General features: G+C 39.3%; 22 protein-coding genes. 16 read left to right on the top strand and 6 right to left on the bottom strand.

Features of this window, described 5'->3' with window-relative positions; translation table 11 throughout:
* Positions 1-57: 57 nt before the first annotated feature.
* The 5 genes from OQ267_RS12630 to OQ267_RS12610 all read right to left on the bottom strand — a co-directional run bounded on the left by OQ267_RS12630 (position 58) and on the right by OQ267_RS12610 (position 5445).
* Positions 58-933 carry a DoxX family protein gene (locus OQ267_RS12630; protein WP_265836185.1) on the bottom strand — a complete coding sequence of 292 codons (876 nt, stop codon included), beginning with the start codon at positions 931-933 and terminating at the stop codon, positions 58-60.
* Complete coding sequence (locus OQ267_RS12625; RefSeq protein WP_265836184.1) at positions 930-2144, bottom strand: carboxypeptidase-like regulatory domain-containing protein; 1215 nt, start codon at positions 2142-2144, stop codon at positions 930-932. Before OQ267_RS12625 ends, OQ267_RS12630 begins: the two co-directional genes overlap by 4 nt.
* 51 nt (positions 2145-2195) lie before the next feature.
* Positions 2196-2363 (bottom strand): hypothetical protein, encoded by a 168-nt coding sequence (locus OQ267_RS12620; protein ID WP_265818770.1) that lies wholly within the window; start codon positions 2361-2363, stop codon positions 2196-2198.
* 77 nt (positions 2364-2440) lie between these two features.
* Positions 2441-3628, bottom strand: a complete 1188-nt coding sequence (locus tag OQ267_RS12615; RefSeq protein ID WP_265836183.1) for a hypothetical protein — start codon at positions 3626-3628, stop codon at positions 2441-2443.
* Positions 3628-5445 carry a prenyltransferase/squalene oxidase repeat-containing protein gene (locus OQ267_RS12610; protein ID WP_265836182.1) on the bottom strand — a complete coding sequence of 606 codons (1818 nt, stop codon included), beginning with the start codon at positions 5443-5445 and terminating at the stop codon, positions 3628-3630. The genes OQ267_RS12615 and OQ267_RS12610 overlap by 1 nt, the downstream gene beginning before the upstream one ends.
* Before the next feature lie 537 nt (positions 5446-5982).
* Here OQ267_RS12610 and OQ267_RS12605 point away from each other — a divergent pair.
* On the top strand, positions 5983-6954 hold the full coding sequence (locus OQ267_RS12605; protein WP_265836181.1) for an aldo/keto reductase: 972 nt from the start codon (positions 5983-5985) through the stop codon (positions 6952-6954).
* Entirely contained in the window at positions 6955-7782 is an 828-nt protein-coding gene (locus tag OQ267_RS12600) for a helix-turn-helix domain-containing protein (protein WP_265836180.1), read from the top strand. It abuts the gene before it with no gap.
* A 397-nt stretch (positions 7783-8179) separates the two neighbouring features.
* Here OQ267_RS12600 and purN read toward each other — a convergent pair whose 3' ends face one another.
* Positions 8180-8758: a phosphoribosylglycinamide formyltransferase gene (purN, locus tag OQ267_RS12595; protein ID WP_088299977.1), complete on the bottom strand. Its 579-nt coding sequence runs from the start codon at positions 8756-8758 to the stop codon at positions 8180-8182.
* A 241-nt stretch (positions 8759-8999) separates the two neighbouring features.
* On the opposite strand from purN, the gene rpsT reads away from it, so the two are divergent.
* From rpsT to OQ267_RS12525, 14 genes are all read left to right on the top strand, one after another.
* Positions 9000-9254: a 30S ribosomal protein S20 gene (gene rpsT, locus OQ267_RS12590; RefSeq protein ID WP_010603296.1), complete on the top strand. Its 255-nt coding sequence runs from the start codon at positions 9000-9002 to the stop codon at positions 9252-9254.
* A 71-nt stretch (positions 9255-9325) separates the two neighbouring features.
* Entirely contained in the window at positions 9326-10024 is a 699-nt protein-coding gene (gene radC, locus OQ267_RS12585) for a RadC family protein (RefSeq protein ID WP_088299976.1), read from the top strand.
* Positions 10025-10260: 236 nt separating this feature from the next.
* Positions 10261-11097 (top strand): endonuclease/exonuclease/phosphatase family protein, encoded by an 837-nt coding sequence (locus tag OQ267_RS12580; protein ID WP_265836179.1) that lies wholly within the window; start codon positions 10261-10263, stop codon positions 11095-11097.
* A 5-nt stretch (positions 11098-11102) separates the two neighbouring features.
* Complete coding sequence (locus OQ267_RS12575; RefSeq protein ID WP_088299974.1) at positions 11103-11861, top strand: prolipoprotein diacylglyceryl transferase; 759 nt, start codon at positions 11103-11105, stop codon at positions 11859-11861.
* Between the two features lie 6 nt (positions 11862-11867).
* Complete coding sequence (locus OQ267_RS12570; RefSeq protein ID WP_088299973.1) at positions 11868-13262, top strand: radical SAM protein; 1395 nt, start codon at positions 11868-11870, stop codon at positions 13260-13262.
* A gap of 1 nt (position 13263) precedes the next feature.
* Positions 13264-13452: a hypothetical protein gene (locus tag OQ267_RS12565; RefSeq protein WP_265818764.1), complete on the top strand. Its 189-nt coding sequence runs from the start codon at positions 13264-13266 to the stop codon at positions 13450-13452.
* Between the two features lies 1 nt (position 13453).
* Positions 13454-13648, top strand: a complete 195-nt coding sequence (locus tag OQ267_RS12560) for a hypothetical protein (protein WP_088299971.1) — start codon at positions 13454-13456, stop codon at positions 13646-13648.
* Between the two features lie 1296 nt (positions 13649-14944).
* Complete coding sequence (gene pheT, locus OQ267_RS12555; protein WP_265836178.1) at positions 14945-17344, top strand: phenylalanine--tRNA ligase subunit beta; 2400 nt, start codon at positions 14945-14947, stop codon at positions 17342-17344.
* A 31-nt stretch (positions 17345-17375) separates the two neighbouring features.
* Positions 17376-17666, top strand: coding sequence for a hypothetical protein (locus tag OQ267_RS12550; protein ID WP_088302949.1), 291 nt, complete (start codon positions 17376-17378; stop codon positions 17664-17666).
* A 33-nt stretch (positions 17667-17699) separates the two neighbouring features.
* A complete protein-coding gene (locus OQ267_RS12545) occupies positions 17700-17990 on the top strand; it encodes a cell division protein ZapA (protein WP_088302948.1) in 291 nt (96 codons plus the stop codon).
* A gap of 296 nt (positions 17991-18286) precedes the next feature.
* The gene (gene rny / locus OQ267_RS12540) at positions 18287-19858 is read left to right on the top strand and encodes a ribonuclease Y (protein WP_088302947.1); all 1572 of its coding nucleotides are present in this window, start codon (positions 18287-18289) and stop codon (positions 19856-19858) included.
* Positions 19859-20008: 150 nt separating this feature from the next.
* A complete protein-coding gene (locus tag OQ267_RS12535) occupies positions 20009-20524 on the top strand; it encodes a DUF962 domain-containing protein (protein ID WP_265836177.1) in 516 nt (171 codons plus the stop codon).
* Positions 20525-20636: 112 nt separating this feature from the next.
* On the top strand, positions 20637-23444 hold the full coding sequence (locus tag OQ267_RS12530; protein ID WP_265836176.1) for a TonB-dependent receptor: 2808 nt from the start codon (positions 20637-20639) through the stop codon (positions 23442-23444).
* A 30-nt stretch (positions 23445-23474) separates the two neighbouring features.
* A complete protein-coding gene (locus tag OQ267_RS12525) occupies positions 23475-25004 on the top strand; it encodes a hypothetical protein (protein ID WP_265836175.1) in 1530 nt (509 codons plus the stop codon).
* Positions 25005-25033 lie beyond the last annotated feature (29 nt).

The raw sequence follows: 25033 nt of genomic DNA, 5'->3' as shown, positions 1-25033 counted from the left end.
TTCACTATTTTGATAAATGAATGGAAAACACATCTGGATTTTGTTTCGCTTACTCAATCAATGCTGAGTTAAAGTATATCCACTGGGTACTGTCGGACCCAACACATCTGCTAGGAGCAGATTTTTGACAATTAATACTCTTGGCAACTTCTCAAAGTTTTCGGAGAATACCTTTTCATTTACATAATGGAAATCAAAGCCTGTATTAAATTTTCGCTGATATACTGAAGCAACATCTTTTCTCCACTCATCCGATGTCAAAGCAATAACCTCATCAACATATCCTGATTGTTTTAAACTCATTACATTTGCTGTTGCATCCCAACAATGCGCGCACTTTGGACTAAAAATAAACAAGGCATATGTATGGCTGCTATTAAGCTTTAACGGTTTTGAAATTTCTACTGGTAAAGGTTTCCCAACGAAAAAATCTATTTTTTCAGGATTGTAAAAAGGGCTAACCAGTGATATTCCCGAAGCGGTAAAAACCAGTACGGATAAGGGTACGATAAGTGCAATCTGCCATGTACGATGGGCGTTATCATTCACGTTATAGATTATAAATCCTCCAATGATAATGATTAAGTTGCGGAAATAAATAGACCAGGCAGGCATATTCAGTTTTAATACCGATCCAAAACATCCACAATCATCTACTTTACCAAAAAAGCTTCCATAAATAAAGAACATCGTAAAGACCAGGGTTACCAGGCTTGTGATGAGCCCGCTGATTCCCGTTCGATATCCAATAATTAGTGCCAGGCCTAAAAGTATCTCCACAGGAGGAATGAGCACAGAAAGGTACGCCATTATACCAATTCCATACTGTACTGCTATATTGAAAAAATCCTGAACATTAACTAATTTACTGAAGCCAGATAGTAAAAATAGGCTGCCTATTACAATACGTAATATGAGACTTAAAATTTTCATGGCGTATTTTTATTAAAATAATTTCCGATCATTTTCTTCTTTTCAAAATCTTCAATTATTTTATCTTCTAATGGGGTTCTCTTTATCACAGGATTATCCTTCCAGAAATTGGGATCATAGGTTACCTCCTTTAATATATCAACATCTTTTGACGCCGCATTCAGCCCATTGTAATTTATTTTTGAGAGATCCGCTTGCTCAGCGAGAATAAATACCTGAGAGGTATATCTTAATTTCCCTCCGCCCAGCAGTCCTGCATATTTAATTTTTGCATTAACATTTAAATTGGCATATTTCAGAATGTACTGGCTGTCATTATCGGATTTAGTGTAAATGGCTTCCATCGGACTATCTTCTATTTCCAGTTTAACCGGACCACCGCTATTAAGCTTAAAATTTCGTACAAAGCCTGTTATCTTTGATACGTTATAGCTATCTGTATTGATGAAATATCGTCCTTCGAAATACATGATGGTAGGCTGGCTCTTTTTGTCTTTAATGCTACATTCAATAATAGCTATATCATCCTCCCCGTCTTTGATATATCCTTGTACCTTGAAATTATAGATTTCTGAAGCATTTTTTGCTAACGGCGTAGCGAAGACAGAAGTTGAGAGATATCCCACTGATGCAAAACTGATAAAATTAAAATTCGAGAGAGATATATTTTTTTCAGACTTTGAAGATCTGGTTTGTGTAGGATTCCATCCTAAAATTGCAAAATTGCTGTATTGGGCATCAAAAAAGCTTTCACTTATTCCCGTATAATTATCGTTTAAGGAGGACAACTGCCTGATAAAGGCTTTGGCATAGTGGCGCTTACCAGCATTTAAGTATGCCTTTTTAAATGCAGAATCCATAAGGGATTTAGCGGGATTGCTGGTAATTTTAACCTCGTCGAGATTGATCTGAATGGCTTTCAATTTAACAACCAAAGGTTGATCCGTTGACAAATCAGATATTTCTATAGCCTGATAGCCCATAAAAGACACCATAAGTTTCGAACCTTTATTGGCTTTAAGCGTGAACATCCCTTCTGAGTTGGTAACGGTAGATTCTTTTCCATCTACATTTACAGTCGCATAAGCAAGCGGCAGTCCACTCTCCGCGTCTTCAACTTTTCCTGACACCAATGTCTGTGCCAGGCTATTGCTTACCAGGAAGACCATTGTTAGAAGTAATAATGAGAATACTTTGTTTATATTTTTCATGAATTTAAAATTACGGCTTTTGTCTGAACAAAAGCCGTATAATAAGATGGACTAGTTATGTGTTGGAATTGTGCATTCTACACTAATAGTGCCGCTTCCACAGTCTACTTCCACGCCAACTTTTACCTCATCAATCCAAGGCTTGAATTCTAATCTTTCTTCTAATTCTTCAACATTGAAATGGTTAGCCATTCTTTCTAAGTCTTGATTTGTTTTCATAAAAATAATTTAAGTTTAAATAATAGAGCTGTGGTTCTTGATTCCGTCAGATGCAGCTCATTAACACCTGACGAATTCTATTTTAGGTATTCCTTTGCTCTTCTGAAAATTGGCATGAAGAGGTAGTTCAAAGAATATTGCACCAGCAGATAATAAAAAAGCAGTACCATTAGATATGTCCATTTAAAGTCATTCAAACTGAGGTCAAAGTGTGATACTCGTTGGGCTAGTGATACTAAAGTATCTGGAAAGCTTAAAATAGCCTGCTTGTAAGTGGACCATATTATTATCATATACATTAGCATCACTGAATAGTTCATTATGCCATAAGCGATGAGAAATGTATTTTTTGAGGAAAGATTTTTAGTCCCGGCAGACTTATCATCCTGATTTGTTTTGAATGCTAGTATTAATGCCTCCCTTGCTTTAGAAAGTAGGTTTGGAGTTGATGTGAGATCTGATAATACCCAATACCCGTCAAGCCTTACAAACGGATTGAGTTCCAGGATGGTTTTGGAGGCTATAATCACATGAGCAAGTAAGAATGTTGGATTACCCGTTATACTGTATATTAAGAGCAATGCAAAAGCATATAAGTATTCGCAAAAAATCCCTCCGAGGTTGGCCATTATCCGTTTACTTCGGGAAGCTTGCCAAATGTTACTGATGTCTGCGAATGCTACCGGTATTACAGCATATATTCCAAATCCTATCGCTCCATGTCGGATGTTATATCTCCTGCAAGCTGCAATATGTCCCAGCTCATGTACTAACATGGTCATACAGATTAATAAACTTAACAGGCTAAAGTTTGGCATGATTACTTTCAAATGCTCCACAAAAAAGTATTTGATTGTAAAAACACTAAATACCAACATCAAAGATAATAGCGTGTAGAAAAGTATAGGTCTAAAAAAATAAGTGAAAGGAACAGAAAGTTTTCCAGCAATGTTAGGCGATATAATGTTGATTCTAGCCTTTAGATAACTTTTTCCAGATGATTTTTTTACAATTGCGTCTTCATTTAATAATATGCCATATCCACCCAAATTCTGTTGGAGCAAGTTTGTGAATTCATGTAAGTCAAGGGAGATATTCAGATTTTTATTAAAACTTTTACAAGCTTCTTCAATGGAACTTTCATGACGTAGAATATCCAACAATTCAATAGTATTGCCATCTACGAGGAGGTTCCGGCCACCAGTGGTATTGACCACAAAACGATGGTCGTCATAATTACTGATATTGATCGCTGATATTAACATTAGATTACGGCGGCCAAAAGGTTCAAAACTGTTGCAGTTGTAAATATGCTATTATGGTCATCTACTATTACTCCCGTACCAAAGGATCCATGTTTCCAAGCCTTCACTTCCTCAGGATTAATCACATCTGGATCTGGAATCCTCAATATAAAATCTGAGGCCCAACTTCCATCCTCAAACTGTACACTTAAAAGCCAATTGATGCCAGATGATATTTCATTATTGTAATTATCTTTCAATTCTACAAGTGACCTTAATGCTAATGCAGTATAAAACGCACTTGGTTTGCCAGTGGCAGGATTAGCCCAGAAATGCTTTCCAGTTTCTTTTTTTGACATTATCCAATTGCACCCCGCTGTTTTCTGCATAAAGTCATTACTGTGAAGTGCACGTACGGCATAGGAAGTTGCGTAGATATCACTTGACCACCAGTATGATTTCCAGCTTCCATCAGGTTGTTGAGTACCTTTTAAATGATTTGCTGTTCTGATATATGCCTCATTTAAATGGTTCATTGATTTTAAAGCATAACCTGCAGCAGCAGAGACACAGTTTTTTTCTTTAATCCAGCCATAAACATTATGGAGTTGGGAAAGGTGAAGAAGTTTTCTGAGTCCGTTTTCATCTGTATATGTTCTCCAACTACCATCACGCTCAAAACTCAGCCAATTTGATTGGTTGTAAGGAATATTGGCCAAAACTGAATACAGGGATAAAAAATTGGCACTGTCGCCATCCATAAATATATTCTCGTTGAATGAGGCGTGCTCATGATTAATGAAATATTCAGATAATGCGTTCGTGATATCTTCCCCTAAGCCCTTTTCTGCAAGCATGCAGCCTACATAAGCACTAACCCAGATGGTACCAAATCCAGCGGTTGTCAGAAAATCAGATAAAAGACCATTTGAGTCTTGCTGGCTTTTTAGATAAGTTAATGATAAACGAATAGCCTCAGGAACAGTATTTCCTGACCCCGCAATCTTTTCACTTTTGTCAGCTTTAGCCTGTGTTTTAATGAGAAGATAATTGATTTCGATTAACCGGTCTTTACACCGAAGTTGTTCTTTTAAAAGATACTGGGAGAGCGAATCAAGATTTAAGGTAGTTGCGATTTCTATAGCATTTTGATAATGATTAATGGCATTTTTTATGCTGATCTGAGCCAACTCCGTCAAAAATAAATACTTATAGGCCAATGGTGAATGTAAAGAAATGCTAATTTTTCTTTCGTTTAAAATTCGCTCCAATTCACTGATGATATATGTTCTTTGTCCGCTATCATAATCGGCTTTAAAATCATCAAGATCATCCAGGTACTGAAACGCTATATGGATTTCATTTATCAGTGTCTTCAAATGAACGTCATACTTATCATTATCTCCTAAAGAGGATAATGCATCTACTATACTTAAAGCCATAGCAGACTTTCCTTTAGCTAAAGAATGAAAAGTGTGTTGATCTATTAAAATACTATTTTCAGATATTTTTTTCTCAAATGCATACGATGCTAAATAGGAGTGCTTGTGCGAGGCAAAAGAAGTCCAGAATTTATCTTGCCTTTCAAATAGATAAGCCAAACCTTTTATACTTTCTTCAAATGAGGAAAGGCGAACAAAGAAACTTCTAAAATCTAAATCTCCCCCGTCAGCTATCGAATCCAAAGAGAGTAGGAACTTGAAGTATCCATATGAAGTAGCCTTAAGTGCTATAAGCTGTTCTTCATTTACTTTGGGATATAACGGAACTAAATACTCAGCAACATTAATGTAAAATTCATGATTTTTCTTTATTTCTTTGGTAGTTTGTTCAATCATAAAATGAAAGATGAGAGCGTTAATCAGTAATGCAAATTAGATCATTAAAAAAGGTGTGGCAACAACCTGAGGTTATAATTTAAAAAAGTTGAGTTATTCCAAAGTTCAGAAACTGCTAATATTAATTTGAGATTATCCACACAATTTTCGGTTTGGTCATCATACTTCAAATCACAGAAATGAAAGGATTTGATATTTTTAAAACCTGTTCAACGTATTCGTAGCTTATAGGAACCTGCAGCTGGTCTGTTTCTTCACCTCTCTTCTTGTTTTTTGAAGGATAATAAAAAAAATGGTGTGAAGAGTAAGACTATCTAAAGTGAAATTTCTGGAAAGAGGCTACACCAATTGTTTTCATAAAAAGAGATGGTCGGAATGGACTAACTTTAAGAATCTATATCCTGCATAACTTGATTTTTTTGAATGTGCTCATTTATCGTAGCTCATATGAATCAAAACCATTAAAAGAGCCGTATAAGCAAATTAATTGAGCTGTGCAGGCAATTTAACTGTTCTTCGGAAACGGATATTTGTAGGATGAAAAACATCAAACAAATTCAGTTAGGCCATGATGGCCCTTTAGTATCCAGTCTTGGGCTGGGTTGCATGCGGATGTCTTCTATCTGGGGCGGGCCAACGCCTGATGAATCAGAAAGTATGGCAACGATCAACCAGGCTTTGGATTTTGGCATCAATTTTTTGAACACCGGCGATTTTTACGGTGCCGGACACAATGAAATGCTGATCGGAAAAGCCATCAGGGGAAGGCGAGATGATGCTTTTATCAGCGTTAAGTTTGGCGCCATCTTTCATAATGGTCAATGGATCGGGTTGGACCTCAGACCGAATTCCATTAAGAATTTTATCAATTACTCCCTTACCCGTCTTGGCATTGACACGATTGATCTCTATCAGCCGAGCCGAATGGACAATAGCGTTCCTGTGGAAGAGATCATCGGAACGGTGGCCGATTTGGTGAAAGAAGGCAAAGTCCGTCACATTGGTGTGTCTGAAATTACCGCTGAGCAGCTTCAAAAAGCCCATGCCGTTTACCCTATAAGTGCATTAGAAATCGGCTATTCACTGGCAGATAGACAAATAGAAGACCAATTGCTACCTGCAGCCAGGGCGTTGGGGATTGCCGTTGTCGCTTTCGCCAATACCGCTGAAGGTTTACTGACCGGGGAAATGACCGCACCACTTAGCGACAATGACTACCGGAACCATTTCTCCCGTTTTCAACATGAAAATTTAGTCCATAATCTTGAAAAAGTGGCGCTTTTAAAGCAGCTGGCATCAGAGAAGGGTTGTACACCCACACAGCTCGCCATTGCCTGGGTAAAACAGCAGGGAGATCAAATCATGCCTTTAGTGAGCATGAGCAAGAGATCACGTCTGCCCGAAAATATCGCAGCGATAGAAATTGAGTTTACCGCAGCAGAAATGAGCGCATTAAATACTACTTTTGCCATAGGCGCCATTAAAGGTGGTACCTACTTAGCACGATAAATGGAAAGTCCGGCAGAAATTCTTCCTGGTGTCATCTTTTATTCCTACCTGTCTACCGAAAGGAAACAGAAAGCATGCTTCTGGAACCACCATACCCTGGTGCTGCAGGTTTCAGGTCAATTTACCCTGGAAACCTCTGCTCAAGCGATTTCGATGGGTGCAGGGGAAATGCTGCTGATTGGTAAAAATCAGCTGGGTATGCTGACTAAAACACCTGGTGCCGGGGGCAGCTATGAAACCATTGTAATTTCACTCCAGGAAGATTTGATGCGTAAAATTGCATTGGAGGAAAAGCTTGAATCCGGGATGAAGTATATCGGCTTGCCCAACCTGCTGATTCCATCCAATGAATTTTTGCAGGGCTATTTTCAGTCTATCGTTCCGTATGCCAGAAGTTCAGGCGCAACCATGACAGATGAAATGGGCATTCTGAAAGTAAAAGAGGGCGTTAAACTATTACTTCTTGCACTTCCGGCATTGGAAAGCTTTTTGTTCGACTATTCAGAACCCCATAAAATTGATTTGAGAAAATTCATGCTCAATAACTTTCATTTTAATGTTCCGGTTGAAAAATTTGCGCAACTCACCGGCCGCAGTCTGGCAGGATTTAAACGCGATTTTCAAAAAACTTTCCACCTCCCACCTCGCCAATGGTTGCTCTCGCAACGGCTGGATGCTGCAAAGTTTTTAATTGAAAACAAGCATCAAAAGCCTTCCGCCATTTATTTAGATTTAGGTTTCGAGAGTTTGTCGCATTTCTCTCATTCTTTTAAAAAGAAATTTGGCCTGGTTCCAAGAGCACTTAATCCGCTCCGATTGTCTAAATAAAATTTCAGGTCGTGGAGATATGGAAATCATGATTAATCTCGCCTGCAATGCGCAGCATGGTTTTTGCAAGCAGGGATTGTGGAGGTTTTCTCTATGGGAAGCTGAGGAAGCGCTTTCATGATATGGCTCTTCCCATATTACGATGCGGCCAGGAATGGTTTCGGGTTTTTACGCTAGATTGGTTTTGATTTTTTCAGCAGAGCACCCACTTCATGGATGATGTTGATGGCATAGAAACAAATTTTATCATGTAACGCGCTATTTTCTGCCGTTTAATAAAAAATAAAGCCGGAACAAATGTTTCGTCATCATGCCGATGTAAGTAAACGCGACAAATCCACATTCATGCTGCCAGGCCCTGCAACAGGGCATTTAAATGGATGAGCCAGGCAGATTCCTATTTCTTAATTTTCTTAACCAGGCTTTCTACAATCCTGGGGTAATGCTGGTGTTCAAGCTGCTGGCCTTTAAATTTAATCATTTCGAGGTGATCATCCTTTTCAATTTTATATTTCGCCTGGTAAATGTATTCCCCTTCATCATAATGCTCATCCACATAATGGATGGTGATGCCGCCTTCATTTTCTCCGGCAGCCATTACGGCATGGTGCACATGGTCGCCGTACATGCCTTTGCCGCCGAATTTGGGTAAAATGGCTGGGTGGATGTTTACGATCCGGCCGGGATAGGCCGCAATTAAATTTTGAGGAATAAGCCAGAGAAAACCGGCCAGTACTATAAAATCGATGTCGAGGTTTTTAAGCAGGTCAATCACCTCATCCGTTTTATAGAATTCATTTTTATCGAAAATGTGACTGGGGATTTCAAAATTATCCGCTCTTTGCAGCACATAAGCATCGGCATTGTTGGTCAGCACCAGCGAAATTTCAATGTCGTTACTGCGTTTAAAATGCTCCATTAGTTTTTGGGCATTGGAGCCAGAACCGGATGCAAAGATGGCTATTCGTTTTTTCACTCAGAATGTATTTCCCCAAAAATAGTATTTTTACGTATGTTTTCTGTATGGAAGTTAAATTTTATTCTTTGCCGTTAACGTGTTGTTAATGAATAAATTTATCGTATTTTCGCAGTTCGGAAGCGATAGCAGATGTGAGTGAATAAAAATTTAAAATTCTTTTGTATTATAAAAAGATAAACTCTATATTTGCAACCCGAATTAAAGGAAACGATTAAGAAAAATAAAAGGCTAAATAGAAATGGCAAATCATAAATCTTCATTAAAGAGAATTAGAGCAAACGCAACAAAACGTTTACGTAACAGATATCAGGCAAAAACCACACGTACTTTTATTAAAAGATTACGTGCTGCAGAAGATAAAAAATCTGCTTCAGATTTATTGCCTAAAGTAATCTCTATGTTAGATCGTTTAGCTAAAAAGAACATCATCCACAAAAATAAAGCGGCTAATAATAAATCAAAATTAACGAAATTCGTTAACGGTTTAGCATAATCCATTTTTTTTACGATATTAGTACCAGGCATCCCAACCAAACGTTGGGATGCTTTTTTTTTGTCGAAAAAATGGAAAATTACGATCAGAAATTGGGTATTAAACGTTGGGCGGAAGAAGACCGCCCGAGGGAAAAATTACTGCAGCATGGCCGCAGGCATTTAACAGATGCCGAATTGATTGCCATCCTTATCGGCTCTGGCAACAGGAATGAAACGGCTGTGGATTTAAGTAAAAGGATTTTATCTTTCTACGGACATAACTTATCTAACATCGGAAAAGCATCCATTCAGGAGCTTTCCAAGTTTAAGGGCATTGGTCAGGCAAAAGCCATCACCATCATTGCCGCTTTAGAACTCGGGCTGCGCAGAAAGGAAACACAGGACGAACAGGTATTGCAGGTTACCGCTTCCAGTGATGTTCACAATTATCTTTACAACACTTTTGCAGACCTCAATCATGAAGAGTTCTGGATCTTACTGCTCAACCGCTCCAATCACATTATTGGCCGGCACCTCATCAGTAAAGGCGGGCAGGCCGGTACAGTGGCTGATCCGAAGATTATTTTTAAAATTGCGCTTGAACACAATGCCGCCAATATCGTGCTGGCACATAACCATCCTTCAGGGAATCTGAAACCCAGTGAAAGTGATAACAAACTGACCAGGGATTTAGTCGCCTCCGGACTTATGTTGGGATTGTACGTGGTGGATCATTTAATTTTTGCCCGGAACCATTATTTCAGTTATAAAGACGAAGACATGATTTAAAGCCGGATGTGCAGGATGCAGGTTTGTAGTGTAGCCTTCTTAAGTTTGATAGCATTTACGGGTAATGCAATTCAATCTGTAATCGCTTATAAAGTGAGTATATGAGAGCAGTGTAAGTAGTTTGCAGGTTTTTCATGAATCTGCTTCTATTGGGATTGTGTTGTATAACAACTTTAATACTTAAAATTCATTTAACATGAAATGAGTAATATTGACAAATTGAAAATTATTATTCCATGAAAACTGTTAAGCTTATTTTTTCCTTATTGCTGCTCTCTACCTTAGCCTTTGCCCAGTCGAAGGGAAGCCCTATCAATATTATCACTTACAATATCCGGTATAACAATCCGGATGACGGGGTAAATGCATGGCCAAACCGGGCGCAAAATGTAAAAGCCCTGGTGAAATTTCATGATGCCGATTTGCTTTGTGTACAGGAGGCATTGCCTGAACAATTTGATGCCTTATTAAAAAATTCCAATTTCGATGTAGTAGGGGTAGGTCGTGAAGACGGGAAGCGGAAAGGTGAATTCGCGGCCATTTATTTTGATAAAGACCGCTTTACTAAAAAAGATGGCGGAACTTTCTGGCTTTCCGAAACACCTGATGTTCCGTCGAAAGGCTGGGATGCTGCGCTCAACAGGGTGTGTAGCTGGGTAAGGTTATATGATCAGCTGAATAAAAAGGAATTTTTGGTGTTTAATACACATTATGATCATAAAGGTGTTAAAGCCAGAATCGAATCTGCGAAATTAATTAAACAAAAAATACAGCAGATTGCACCAGCATTGCCGGTGGTTTTTACAGGCGACTTAAATGTGACGCCCGAAACCGAGGCCATTAGCACCATCAAATCATTCCTGACAGATGCGAAAGAAATCAGCCAGGAAACTCCTTACGGACCAAATGGGACCTTTAATGATTTCGATTTTAACAGCGATCTTCCAAACAGGATCGATTATATTTTTGTCAATAAAGGTTTTAAGGTGCAAAAATTTGCGGTACTCACCGATAGTAAAGATAAAAGGTATTTTTCTGATCACCTGCCGGTTTTCGCCAGGCTTTGGTTTTAATATCGATGATCACGAAATCGGATAGTCCGTTTCCGTTTCAGTTTGAACTTTTTGGTAACTTATATCATTACCATTATATTTTTGAAACGCTTGCTTTTATTATGGGTGTGCGGGTTTACTATTACTTGAAGAAAGGCATTGCCGATCCCATTTCTGATGAACACCGTTTGTGGATTATGCTGGGGGCCATGCTTGGTGCACTTATTGGCTCGCGTGTGGTTGCCGTACTGGAAACACCTGAGGTATTGCATCATTTGAGTTTTTCGGTGCTTTATCAAAGTAAAACCATTATAGGTGGTTTGTTGGGAGGCTTGTTCGGCGTGGAAATCATTAAAAAGATCATCGGTGTTAACATTGCGTCGGGCGATATTTATGTGATTCCCATCATCATAGCTTTGTTTATCGGACGCATCGGTTGTTTTTCAATGGGGATTGATGAGCCCACCTATGGGATTCCAACTACTTTGTTTTCTGGAATGGATTTGGGCGATGGTATCTTGAGACATCCGATTATGTTATATGAAATGGTTTATCTGGTGTTGCTGTTTTGCTTTTTTATAGCGATTAAAAACAAAACACTGATCAATGGTGACCGCTTCAAGTTATTTATGGTACTGTACTTTTTGTTCCGTTTTCTGATCGAATTTATTAAACCATATCAATCCTTATTTTTAAATTTAAGCAGCATTCATTGGTCGGCAATGCTAATTTTTGCGTATTATTATACCTTCATGATCAGGTTAACAAGAACTATTTTCATTTAAAAGGATATGGCCAACACAAGAGATTACATTTACTACGATTATACAAAAAGCCTTTGTCCGGAATGCCTCCTGCTTTGCGATGCAAAAATTGTTTTTCAGGATGCAAAAGTGTTTATGTTAAAAAACTGCAGAACGCATGGCGATAGCAAAGTAATGATTGCTGATGATGTGGAGTATTATAAACAAATCCGCAATTATAATAAGCAATCAGAAATGCCACTGAAGTTTAATACCAAAGTGCATTACGGTTGCCCGTATGATTGCGGGCTTTGTACCGATCATGAACAGCATTCTTGTCTGACCGTGATTGAAGTGACTGATCGCTGTAATCTGGCCTGCCCCACCTGTTATGCCATGTCATCACCTCATTATGGTAGACACCGGACCTTAACTGAAATTGAGCGTATGATGGATGTGGTGGTTGCCAATGAAGGAGAACCTGATGTGGTTCAGCTGTCTGGTGGTGAGCCCACCGTTCATCCTGAATTTTTCAAAATACTTGATCTGGCTAAAACCAAGCCCATTAAGCATTTGATGGTGAATACGAATGGCATCAGGATGGCCAAAGACATCAACTTCGTAGAGAAACTGGCTTCGTACATGCCTGATTTTGAGATTTATCTGCAGTTCGATAGTTTTAGTCCGGAGGTATTAACCAAAATGAGGGGTGAGGATTTGACTGAAGTGAGAAAGAAAGCCATTGACCATTTAAATCAGTTTAATGTATCAACTACATTGGTAGTGACGCTGCAAAACGGTTTAAATGATCATGAAATTGGTGATATCCTCGATTATGCCTTGAAGCAACGTTGTGTTCGCGGGGTAACCTTTCAGCCAACACAGGTAGCCGGCAGAAATGATGATTACAATGACCAGCAGGGGCGGATTACCTTAACTGAGGTGAGACGCAAAATTTACGAACAATACCCAACCTTTACACCGCAGGACTTAATCCCGGTACCCTGCAATCCCGATGCACTTTGCATGGCTTACGCCTTAAAGATCGGGGAGGAGGTTATTCCGATGACACATTTGATCAATCCGGAAGATTTGCTGAATAATTCTAAAAATACCATTGTTTTTGAGCATGACGAGAAATTGAAAGAACATATGCTTAATTTATTTAGCACCGGCGTTTCTGTTGATTGTGCTGAAGATACTTTTGGTGAACTGATGTGCTGTTTGCCGAGGGTGAAATCGGATAATCTGAGTTATGATAACCTGTTTCGCATTATTATTATGAACTTTATGGATCCCCTTGATTTTGATGTTCGGGCGGTGAAGAAGTCCTGTGTTCATATTGTGAGTGATCAATATAAGATGGTGCCTTTTGAAACGATGAATATTTTTTATCGTGACCATAAAATTGATGCCATCAGGGAAAAATTAAATATGAATTAGTATGATTGTCATCTTATTTTTTCTTTACGGGCTGGCCATTGTAGGTTTATTCATTGCAGGGATCATCACCATAATCGTAAAATCATCAAATAGTCAGCCTGTGAAACTTGGTGTTCAAATGCTGATTGCTTCAGTTATCTTGGTGGTGATTGGCGGAGGTGCCTGTGCGGTTATGTTAGCAAATTCTTAAAATGGGACTTATTCTAATCTATTGGTTTGCTGTTGCCGTGCTGTTTGTTGTTGGTGTTATTCTGGTGATCGTTAAGTCGGTCAAGAATGAACCGCTAAAACCTGGTTTAATGTTGATTTTGGTTTCGGTGATTATGCTGGTGATCGGCGCGGGTGCCTGCGCGGTAATTTTATCGAATTTGAATATCAGGAATTAGCGGGTTATTTGTCCATAAAGTTATATTGTTATTATTATGCCAACATTAACTTATTCGTCATTCCGACCACAATGGAGGAATCTTTTAAAGTTGCAGTTTGCATGATTCAAAGATATCTCCACTTTGCTACGCGCCAGTCGAGAAGACGGTGGCACAATGGTGTTCACTTCGTCATCAGCATCGTCGTCATTCCGACCGCAGTGGGGGAATCTTTTCAGGTTGAAGAATGGTATGGTTCAAAGATCTCTCCATTCCGCTGCACTCCAGTCGGGAGGACGGTGGCACAATGGTGTTCACTTCGTCATCAGCATCGTCGTCATTCCGACCGCAGTGGAGGAATCTTTTCAGGTTGAAGAATGGTATGGTTCAAAGATTTCTCCATTTCGCTACGCTCCAGTCGAGAGGACGGTGTCGCAATGGTTATAGTTCCGCCATCAGCCTAGTCGTCATTCCGACCGCAGTGGAGGAATCTTTTCAGGTTGAAGAATGGTATGGTTCAAAGATCTCTCCATTTCGCTACGCTCCAGTCGGGAAGACGGTGGCACAATGGTGCTCACTTCGTCATCAGCATCGTCGTCATTCCGACCGCAGTGGAGGAATCTTTTCAGGTTGAAAAATGGTATGGTTCAAAGATCTCTCCATTTCGCTACGCTCCAGTCGGGAGGACGGTGTTGCGATGGTTGTAGTTCCGCCCTCAGCCTAGTCGTCATTCCAACCCGCAGTGGAGAAACTTTTCAGGTTGAAGAACGGTATGATTCAAAGATCTCTCCATTTCGCTACGCTCCAGTCGAGAGGACGGTGGCGCGATGGTTGTAGCTCCATCATCAGCATCGTCGTCATTCCGACCGCAGTGGAGGAATCTTTTCAGCTTGAAGAATGGTATGGTTCAAAGATCTCTCCATTCCGTTGCACTCCAGTCGGGAGGACGGTGGCACAATGGTGCTCACTTCGTCATCAGCATCGTCGTCATTCCGACCGCAGTGGGGGAATCTTTTCAGGTTGAAGAATGGTATGGTTCAAAGATCTATCCATTCCGTTACACTCCAGTCGAGAGGACGGTGGCGCGATGGTTGTAGCTCCGCCATCAACCCGGTCGTCATTCTGACCACAGTGGAGAAATCTTTTAAAGTTGCAGTTTGCATGGTTCAAAGACATAGCTGACCAGCTTAGCATTATTGCCCGAAGATTTCCGGTTTAGTTTTCTGCTTTAAGCTTTAAATAATATCTTTGTATTTTATGAAATCGAAGTATCGACAATTATCTCGATACATGATACTCACTACTTGATACTTACAAATGAAAATATCCTATAACTGGTTAAAACAATTCGTTCAGCTAAACAAAACGCCTCAGGAGCTTTCCCTGATCTTAACCGATATTGGCCTGGAAGTAGAAAGTGTAGATAAAGTGCAGCCTGTAGTGGGTGGATTAGAGGGCCTGGTGATTGGCGAAGTTTTAACCTGCATGACCCATCCTAATGCCGATCGCTTGCGCATCACTACCGTAAATATTGGCGGAAAAGAAAATCTTCAGATTGTTTGCGGCGCGCCAAATGTAGGTGCCGGTCAGAAAGTAGTGGTTGCCCCGGTTGGCACTACTGTTTATCCACTGGAAGGTGAGCCTTTTAAAATTAAAGAATCTAAAATCAGGGGAGAGGTTTCGCAGGGCATGATCTGTGCTGAGGATGAAATTGGTTTAGGAAAGTCTCATGATGGAATTATGGTTCTGGCTGAAGATACTGAAATCGGAATCCGCGCCAAAGACCATTTCAAAATGGACGATGATTTTGTTTTCGAAATTGGTTTAACACCAAACCGTGCCGATGCGGCTTCTCATCTAGGTGTAGCCAGAGATTTGGCTGCTTATTTCAGAAGCGACTATGAAATGCCCGACCTTTCTGCCTTTAAAACCGATAACGAAAATTTAGTGATTCCGGTTGAAGTGGAAGATATGGACGCCTGTCCGCGTTACAGCAGTGTAACCATTTCTGGTGTTACCGTTGCAGCGTCTCCGGATTGGTTAAAAGATAAATTAAAAGTAATTGGCCTCCGCTCGGTTAATAATGTAGTGGATATTACCAATTACGTTTTACATGGATTAGGTCAGCCTTTACATGCTTTTGATGCAGATAAAATTGCTGGCGGCAGGGTGATCGTAAAGAAAGTTGCCGAAGGAACACCTTTTGTAACCCTTGATGATGCAGAGCGTAAATTGAGTGCAGACGATTTAATGATTTGCAACACTGAAGCACCGATGTGTATTGCCGGTGTATTTGGTGGAAAAACTTCGGGCGTTGATGCCGATACGAAGAACATATTCCTCGAAAGTGCCTACTTCAATTCGGTTTCAGTCCGTAAAACAGCAAAACGCCATGGTTTAAAAACTGATGCCTCTTTCCGTTTTGAGCGTGGAACCGATCCGGAAATTACGGTTACGGCCTTGAAATACGCCGCTATTTTAATTAAAGAACTGGCCGGGGGAGAAATTTCTTCATCAGTTTCTGATATTTATCCTGAGCCCATTCGTCCGTTTGAATTTGAAGTAAGCTACACCAATATCAATCAATTAATTGGCGCACAGATTCCTGCTGCAGAGATTAAACATATTATTACCGCTTTGGGTATTACGGCCACCAGCACTTCTGATGATACACTGGCTTTAAGGGTTCCGTCGTTTAAGGTGGATGTAACCCGGGAGTGTGATATTACCGAAGAAGTATTGCGCATTTACGGCTATAACAATATCGAAATTCCATCGAAGGTAAATGCATCATTGTCATATAGTGTGAAGCCGGAGAAAGAAAATACGCAAAATGTAATTGCAGATGTATTAACGGCTAACGGATATGCGGAAATCATGTGTAACTCGTTAACTAAATCAGCCTATTCAAAACAACCAGATGAGGCCGTATTTATTTTAAATCCTTTAAGCAGTGATTTGAATGTGATGCGCCAGGAGTTATTAATGCCAGCCCTCGAAAGCGTTGCGTATAACCAGAACCGTAAAAATGCTGATGTGAAGTTTTACGAATTTGGTAAAACCTATCATTTGATCAATGAACGCTATGTAGAGCGGCAACGGTTATTGTTGCTGATTTCTGGTGCAAAACAAAGTGAGCAGTGGAATCATCATGCCAAACCAGCTACCTTTTACAACCTGAAGGCAGCGGTTGATGGCATCATATCCCGTTTAGGCATCTCGGGTTATCAGACAGATACTTTAAATGATGTGCACTTTGCCTATGGTATTAAATATTTCCGTGGAGATAAAGCCATTGTAAGTTTTGGTGCTGCCACAAAAGCCGACCGTAAGCTGGCCGATGTTCATGCAGAAGTTTTTTATGCCGATTTTGACTGGGCTGCTATTTTAGATATCGTCAAGAAAAATAAAATAGTGAATAAGGAGCTGTCAAAATACCCGCAGGTGCGCCGCGATTTGTCTTTATTGATTGATCAGGCAGTAACCTTTGATACTTTAAAAGGAATTGCCTTTAAAACCGATAAAAAGCTGATTAAAGAAGTAGGGGTTTTTGATGTGTATGTGGGAGACAAATTGCCTGAAGGTAAAAAATCTTATGCCTTGAATTTCATTTTGCAGGATGAGGAGCAAACTTTAACTGATAAGCAAATAGAAAGTACGATGCAGAAGCTCATTGCAAATTTAACGCAGCAAGCAGGGGCAGAAATTAGGAAATAAAATATAAATTCGTATTTTTAGAAATAAATTCATGACTTCTGTTGCTGATCAATTAGATAAGGTATTACAAAAAACGGCTCGTTTAATCGAGTTATGTGATGCCTTACAGGAAGAAAATGATTTATTAAAGCTTGAAAATCAATCGTTAAAAGTAGCCGTTGATACTTCGAAAGCAAAGACCGTAGATCTTGAAGAAAAATTAAGAGTTACGAAACTGGCTAAAAGTATAGAAGGGGCGAGTGAGAAATCACTTGATATTAAACAGAAAATTAACGATTTTGTGCGGGAGATTGATAAAAGTATCGCATTGTTAAAAAAATAAATGATGCGGAGAAATCAGAAACTAAGCTAACAAATGGGAGAAATCTCGATTAAAATAACCATTTCCGACCGTATTTACCCTTTAAAGGTGAATACAGAAGAGGAAGAAATTGTGAGACGGGCAGCTAAAATGATCAATGAGCGCATAAAAGATTATCAGGATAATTATGCGGTTAGGGATAAGCAGGATCTTCTTTCTATGGCTGTATTGCATTATGCAACGGCTGTATTAAGAACGGAAAACCAGGTGCAAAACCAGGATACTGCAGTTGCCGATAAAGTTGAAGAGTTGGATATTTTACTTAATGGTTTTTTCAAAAAATAAAGGATCGTTCTTTGGCGATTCGTCGCGCTGAACTTGTTTCAGTGCCTTTTTAACAAGATTCTGAAATAGATTCAGGATGACGAGTCTCTATCATTAGCATAAAGACATAGCCGCGGCTAGTTTTTGAGTTTCAAAATTTATAAAACTTAACACTTCAATATCTATGGGGTTAAGAGGGCGTATTTCATCTGCTTTAAGCACCTGAAAATGGCTTAAATCCCAATTATGCTTAGTTGAGGTTTAAAATAATGAGGCTTTAAAAATTAGTTGCGGTTTTTTTTTACTTAAAAAACAAAATGGAGATAACGGAAATTCTAGGATACATATTTGCCTTAATAGCAGGCTTAGGTATCGGTATAGCGGTAGGGAGGTTCCTACTACGCAACTTGCTTAAAGGGCAGGAAGTTGCCGCTCAAAACAAGGTTAAAAAGATTTTGAAAGACGCAGAGAATAATGCGGAAATCTTAAAGAAGAATAAACTTTTGGAAGCAAAAGAGAAATTTTTGCAATTAAAAGCAGAGCATGAGCAGGAAGTAAATGCTAAAAACAATACCATTAACCAGCGCGAAAACACGATGAAACAGAAAGAACAATCTGTTAATCAGCGCATGGAAAACTTCAACAAAAAAGAGCAGGAGCTGGATAAGCAAAAGGCAAATCTTGAAAAACAAACCGATTTAGCTGTTAAAAAGCAGGAAGAAGTTGAAGTATTAAAAAATCAGCACCTGAAACAACTGGAAACCATTGCCGGACTTTCTGCTGAAGAAGCGAAAGAACAATTGGTAGAAAACCTGAAACAAGAGGCCCGCACGCAGGCCATGATGCAGGTCAAAGATATTGTGGATGAAGCAAAATTGACGGCGAGTAAAGAAGCCAAAAAGGTGGTTATTCAAACCATTCAACGTACGGCAACTGAAGCGGCAATTGAAAATTCAGTTTCGATTTTCCATATCGAAAGTGATGAGATTAAAGGCCGTGTAATTGGTAGAGAGGGTAGAAATATCCGTGCTTTAGAGGCCGCTACCGGTATCGAAATTATTGTGGATGATACACCGGAAGCAATTATTTTATCTGGTTTTGATCCGGTAAGAAGGGAAATTGCCCGTTTGGCTTTACACCGTCTGGTGACAGATGGACGGATTCACCCGGCCCGTATTGAAGAAATTGTGGCGAAGACCAAAAAGCAAATTGAAGATGAAATTGTAGAAATTGGTGAGCGTACCGTCATTGATTTAGGCATTCATGGTTTACACCCTGAACTGATTCGTATGGTTGGACGGATGCGTTACCGCTCTTCTTATGGTCAGAACTTGTTACATCACTCGCGCGAGGTGGCTAATTTCTGTGCGACCATGGCAGCAGAATTAGGCTTAAATGCAAAGATGGCTAAACGTGCAGGACTGTTACATGATATCGGTAAGGTGCCTGATGACAATCCGGAATTGCCTCACGCCATTTTAGGGATGCAACTGGCAGAAAAATATAAGGAACATCCTGAAATTTGCAATGCCATTGGTGCCCACCACGATGAAATCGAAATGACTTCAATGATTTCGCCGATTATTCAGGCTTGTGATGCCATTTCTGGTGCCCGTCCGGGTGCCCGTAGGGAAGTGGTGGAAAGCTATATTAAACGTTTAAAGGATTTAGAAGAACTGGCTTTATCTTATCCGGGAGTAGAAAAAACATTTGCAATCCAGGCTGGTAGAGAGCTGCGGGTAATTGTAGAAAGTGAAAGAATTACAGATGCACAGGCTGAATTACTGGCTGCTGATATCTCTACTCGTATCCAAACGGAGATGACTTATCCGGGTCAGATTAAGGTTACCGTAATTCGTGAAACCCGTTCTGTTGCCTTTGCAAAATAACTACAATGATTGTGCAGATTTACACTAAAGTGTTTGATTAAATAGATTAAACTAAAGTAATTTACACTAAAGTGGTTGATTACACAGATTAAGGATGATACAGATTATATTAAGCGATGGAATATCCATCGCTTTTTTTATTTTTACATCATGAGCAAGCCAACCATACCTGTAGAGCCCAAGCGCCCTGTTGATGTCCTTTTTGATCAATATGCAGAAAGTCATCAAAACCATACCAATAAGATGGTGCACTGGATTTGTGTTCCTTTAATTGTGTTTAGTTTGCTTGGTCTGGTATGGCAGATTCCTTTTCCGCATATTGGTTTTCTGGGGAGTTATAATGGATTTTTCAATTGGGCTTCATTTCTGCTGGCTTTTAGTTTATATTATTACTTTACACTTTCACCCGTATTATTTTTTATGATGATCTGGGTGGTGGGTTTAATGAGTTATGTCATTGTTAAGATTGAACAGGCCGTGGGTTTAGGCAGTGGAACGGCATATGCCATTTATGCCGTTATTTTTATTGCAGCCTGGATCGGGCAATTTATCGGGCATAAAATTGAAGGCAAGAAGCCTTCTTTTTTAGATGATGTTAAGTTTTTGTTAATAGGTCCGATCTGGTTATTGCACTTCATCTGCAAGAAAACCGGTATCCGTTACTGACATAAAAAATCAGTTAACTTTTAGTTAACCTTAAAGTAAAGGAATGTTAATTAACACCTAACCTGCGGTTAACACTGTGGTAATAGCTTTGCCCTTATCAAATAAAGGCAAATTGGACTTACTAAACTCTTTTAAAAGAGCAGCACTTACTGTGTTCGCTTTGACGATCAGCATGCTCTCGTATGCGCAGACAGGAAAAATTTCTGGTAAAATAACGGATAAAACTACGGGGCAAACCTTAGTTGGGTTATCAGTATTAATAGAAGGCACATCGATCGGTACAACGAGTGATGCAGACGGGAATTATATTCTCAATACCGTAAAGCCTGGTACTTACAGGATAAGCTTTTCGTTTATTTCTTTTAAGAAACAAATTATTCCAAATGTAAAGGTTACTCCAGGAAAAACAACAGTTGTAGATGTTGTCATGGAGGATGATCAATCCACACTTAACGATGTTGTAGTAACCGGCTCCAGAAAAACTGGTACTGAGGTTTCATTGCTCGCAGAATTAAAAAAATCTCAGTCAATAGCAAATGGCGTTTCGTCTCAAACCATTCAAAGATCTGGTGATACGGATGCCGCACAAGTAGTGAAACGTGTTCCGGGCATTACCATTGTTGACAATCGTTTTATTAATATCAGGGGGCTAGCTGAGCGATACAATAATGTTCAACTCAATAATGTCACTGCTCCAAGTTTGGAAACTGATGTCAGATCTTTCTCTTTTGATTTAATTCCAAGCAATCAAATTGATCGGGTATTGGTTTATAAAAGTCCTTCTGCAGATATTCCTGCGGATTTCGCAGGAGGTGTGGTAAAGGTTTTTCTCAAGAGTATTCCCGATGACGACCGGTTAACTATTGATTATGGAACGAGTTATCGCCAGAATGCAACATTTAAAGATTTCAAAAGAACCAATACCGGAAGTTTATACTTTACTGGTTTTAATACAGGTGATAATGATCTGCCTGTAAATTTCCCTTCCAATTTGAATAGTGTCAGTGCGAGCAAGTTAAACGCAGCAGGTCATGCACTTAGAAATAACTGGTTACCAGATGTAAATACGGCAAATCTGGATCAGAAGTTAAATATTTATGGTAGTAAACGCTTTAACATCAACAATAAATTATTAGGAAATATTACAGCAATCACTTACAGTAACAGCAAGACAAATAACGCGGTTTTTAGAGGGAATTATGAAGTTTATGATCCTGTTTCGCAAATTGCTGAGGAAAATTACAGATATAATGATGATCAGTATACCTATAATGTACGTTTAGGCATTGTTCACAATTGGGCTTTCAAGTTAGATAATAACAATACATTTGAATTTAAAAATCTTTATAACCAGTTAAGTACTTCTCAGTATGTAAGCCGCTTTGGTTCTGAAAAGCAACAGGATTATGCCAATTTTGCTTCTAACGTGCTATACCGGGGGATTTATTCTGGTCAGTTATCCGGCGTGCATAAATTCAATAACGAGCATACTAAGTTTGATTGGGTTTTTGGTTATAGTAAATCTTTCAGAGATCAGCCCGATTATTCACGTTACAGAACATTGGCTAATGGGGATGGTACTTTTAACATTTTCGTGCCAACAGGTGGTGCTCAGCCAGAATTTTTGGGAAGATTCTTTTCTAAAATGAATGAAGACATTAAAACAGGTGCATTTAATATTGAACAAGCACTTGCCCCAAAATCAGAAGGGTTTAAACCTTCATTAAAAGTTGGTGGTTATTATGAGGATAAACAAAGAACCTTTACTTCGAGAAACATTGGTTACGTACGGGCAAACTCATTAAATTTTGATCAATCCTTGCTGAAAGGTACTATAGAAGAACTTTTCGATTGGAAAAATATCAATACGACCACAGGAATTAGATTGGATGAAAAATCAAATCCATATGATAACTATGATGCTTCAAATAAATTACTCGCAGGGTTTGCAAATTTTGTGCTACCTTATAAAGATAAGCTAACCATAGTTGCAGGTGCGAGAGTTGAAAATAACGTTCAAAAATTAAATAGTTTTGATACTGATGGGCCTGTTAATGTAAACAACGATATCACGAGAATACTCCCTTCTGCTAACGTACAGTTTAATGTGAATGAAAAATCTTTATTCAGATTGGCTTATGGTAAAACCCTGAACAGGCCTGAATTCAGAGAGATTGCACCTTTCTCATTTTATGATTTTGATCAGAATTTCAATGTGGCTGGTAACCCTAATTTAAAAACAGCAAAGATTGATAATTTTGATTTAAAATATGAATTCTACCCATCGTCAGGCGAATTGATTAGTATTTCAGGTTTTTATAAAAAGTTTAAAGATGCGATTGAGATGACGGCGATACCAGGGTCTAATGCGCAGTCTTTCAATTTTAATAACGCCCAAAAGGTCAGAAACGTTGGCGTAGAATTGGAAATGCGTAAATCATTGGCAGGTTTAAGTGAAAGCCAGTTCTTAAATGATTTGACCGTCTTATTAAATGCATCTTACATCAATAGTAAAGTAATGTTTGATGGTGCAAGTGCAATAGGGCAATCCAATAATCGTCCAATGCAAGGCCAGTCGCCATATATCCTTAATGCGGCTATATTCTATAATAATATCAAATCTAAGTTCCAGGTTAACCTCCTTTACAATGTGGCAGGCAAGCGCATCGCTTTTGTAGGTACTGATCTGATCAGGGATATTTATGAGATGCCTAGAAATGTTGTGGATTTGGTCGTTACTAAAAATTTTACCAACAAGCTCTCCTTAAAAGCAAACTTCAATGATTTGCTGAATCAGAATTTTACCCTGATGCAGGACGGAAATCAAGATGGAAATTTTGATCAGTCAGTTGAACAGGTTACGGCGCAATTTAAAAGTGGCCGTCAGTTCGGATTAACACTTTCATACAAATTATTTTAATCAATAATAAAAAGACATAAAAAACAAGAAATGAATATGAAAAAGCGCTACAAACCAAAATTTGGTACTAACGGACTTAAAGCAATGGCATTTGTTTTGGCAGGAACATTAATTTTTAGTTCATGCAAAAAAACAACTGTGATAGAATATAATGAAGCTGGATACAATTCAGGTAATGGAGGTGGAACCACTCCTAATCCAGCTACCGGGTTTACCAAGCCGGTTGTGGAAGTAGCAGCCGGCAGTATTACAACGAACACAAAATGGACCAAAGATAACATTTACAGGCTTAATGGCTTTGTGAGGGTTGGGAGAGATCCTAAAAATAAAGCTGGTTTAGCAGCGGTTGAGGGCATTACCTTAACAATTGAAGCTGGTACAACAATCATCGGTGATCGGGAAACGAAAGGTACTTTGGTGGTACAAAGAGGCAATAAACTAATTGCAGAAGGAACAGCATCTCAACCGATTATCTTTACATCGGAACGAGCTGCTGGTTTGCGTGAGCCGGGAGACTGGGGTGGTGTTGTATTGTGTGGAAAGGCAACCAACAATCAATCTGGAGGCGAAGCAGAATTGGAAGGTGCTTATGAAGGATGGCATGGTGGAACAGTTGATACTGATAATTCCGGAATTCTAAAGTATGTTAGAATTGATTATGCCGGCACACCAATTAATCCAAACCAGGAGGTGAACTCTTTAACAATGGGTTCTGTTGGTTCCGGAACCGTGATTGATTATGTACAATGTTCATATGGTTTAGATGACGCTTTTGAATGGTTTGGCGGAACGGTAAATGCAAAACACTTAATTGCCTATCGTGGTCTTGATGATGATTTCGATGTTGATTTTGGTTTCCGCGGTACGGTACAGTTCGCGGTTGGTATTCGCGATGCCAACTCTGCTGACCAGTCTGGATCCAATGGTTTTGAGGTTGATAATGACGGTACCGGATCAAGTGTTGCTCCTTTCACGTCGGCTCAGTTTTCTAACGTGACGATTATCGGTCCAAAGAAAGATAGAACTAAAACCATTTCAACACAATTTCAAAATGCAATGCATTTGAGAAGAAACAATAAAATTAAGATCTATAATTCTGTATTTACAGCCTATCCAAATGGATTGTTCATAGATGGATCTACCACTCTTGCGAATGCAGCTAATGGTGAATTGGTGCTCAAAAATAATGTTCTTGCGGGTGTAGATGGTTGGGGAGCTAATGGTTACGGTACTGGTGGTACGACAACATTCCCAAATCCAATCGGAGTGGAAACAAAATCAACTGCTAATGTTGGTACTCAAACCATTGATGCCTGGTTCAAAACGGCTTCATTTGGAAACGAGACTTATGCCAAATGGGAAGATTTAGGTATTGACGGAAGTATTTTTGATTTAGGTGCTACGCCAAAATTCACATTGAATACTGGATCGATACTTTTAGCTGGTGCGAGTTTTACAGGTTTAACTGGTTTCGATGTGGTGAGTCACCGTGGTGCATTTGGCACTACAGATTGGACAGCAGGCTGGGCCAATTTCACACCACAAACTAATGTATACTAAGAGTTGATAGCTCAGTTTTAGAAAGGCCA

The organism is Pedobacter sp. MR22-3, from assembly GCF_026240075.1.
Taxonomy (GTDB): domain Bacteria; phylum Bacteroidota; class Bacteroidia; order Sphingobacteriales; family Sphingobacteriaceae; genus Pedobacter.
Note: the sequence above shows the minus strand (reverse complement) of the source record. Positions and strands in the feature narration are given on the sequence as shown.

What these genes read in the sequence shown, in the direction of transcription:
- OQ267_RS12630 (WP_265836185.1), bottom strand. Translation starts at nt 933, where the DNA reads ATGAAAATTTTAAGTCTCATATTACGTATTGTAATAGGCAGCCTATTT.
- OQ267_RS12625 (WP_265836184.1), bottom strand. Translation starts at nt 2,144, where the DNA reads ATGAAAAATATAAACAAAGTATTCTCATTATTACTTCTAACAATGGTC.
- OQ267_RS12620 (WP_265818770.1), bottom strand. Translation starts at nt 2,363, where the DNA reads ATGAAAACAAATCAAGACTTAGAAAGAATGGCTAACCATTTCAATGTT.
- OQ267_RS12615 (WP_265836183.1), bottom strand. Translation starts at nt 3,628, where the DNA reads ATGTTAATATCAGCGATCAATATCAGTAATTATGACGACCATCGTTTT.
- OQ267_RS12610 (WP_265836182.1), bottom strand. Translation starts at nt 5,445, where the DNA reads ATGATTGAACAAACTACCAAAGAAATAAAGAAAAATCATGAATTTTAC.
- OQ267_RS12605 (WP_265836181.1), top strand. Translation starts at nt 5,983, where the DNA reads ATGAAAAACATCAAACAAATTCAGTTAGGCCATGATGGCCCTTTAGTA.
- OQ267_RS12600 (WP_265836180.1), top strand. Translation starts at nt 6,955, where the DNA reads ATGGAAAGTCCGGCAGAAATTCTTCCTGGTGTCATCTTTTATTCCTAC.
- rpsT (WP_010603296.1), top strand. Translation starts at nt 9,000, where the DNA reads ATGGCAAATCATAAATCTTCATTAAAGAGAATTAGAGCAAACGCAACA.
- radC (WP_088299976.1), top strand. Translation starts at nt 9,326, where the DNA reads ATGGAAAATTACGATCAGAAATTGGGTATTAAACGTTGGGCGGAAGAA.
- OQ267_RS12580 (WP_265836179.1), top strand. Translation starts at nt 10,261, where the DNA reads ATGAAAACTGTTAAGCTTATTTTTTCCTTATTGCTGCTCTCTACCTTA.
- OQ267_RS12575 (WP_088299974.1), top strand. Translation starts at nt 11,103, where the DNA reads ATGATCACGAAATCGGATAGTCCGTTTCCGTTTCAGTTTGAACTTTTT.
- OQ267_RS12570 (WP_088299973.1), top strand. Translation starts at nt 11,868, where the DNA reads ATGGCCAACACAAGAGATTACATTTACTACGATTATACAAAAAGCCTT.
- OQ267_RS12565 (WP_265818764.1), top strand. Translation starts at nt 13,264, where the DNA reads ATGATTGTCATCTTATTTTTTCTTTACGGGCTGGCCATTGTAGGTTTA.
- OQ267_RS12560 (WP_088299971.1), top strand. Translation starts at nt 13,454, where the DNA reads ATGGGACTTATTCTAATCTATTGGTTTGCTGTTGCCGTGCTGTTTGTT.
- pheT (WP_265836178.1), top strand. Translation starts at nt 14,945, where the DNA reads ATGAAAATATCCTATAACTGGTTAAAACAATTCGTTCAGCTAAACAAA.
- OQ267_RS12550 (WP_088302949.1), top strand. Translation starts at nt 17,376, where the DNA reads ATGACTTCTGTTGCTGATCAATTAGATAAGGTATTACAAAAAACGGCT.
- OQ267_RS12545 (WP_088302948.1), top strand. Translation starts at nt 17,700, where the DNA reads ATGGGAGAAATCTCGATTAAAATAACCATTTCCGACCGTATTTACCCT.
- rny (WP_088302947.1), top strand. Translation starts at nt 18,287, where the DNA reads ATGGAGATAACGGAAATTCTAGGATACATATTTGCCTTAATAGCAGGC.
- OQ267_RS12535 (WP_265836177.1), top strand. Translation starts at nt 20,009, where the DNA reads ATGAGCAAGCCAACCATACCTGTAGAGCCCAAGCGCCCTGTTGATGTC.
- OQ267_RS12525 (WP_265836175.1), top strand. Translation starts at nt 23,475, where the DNA reads ATGAATATGAAAAAGCGCTACAAACCAAAATTTGGTACTAACGGACTT.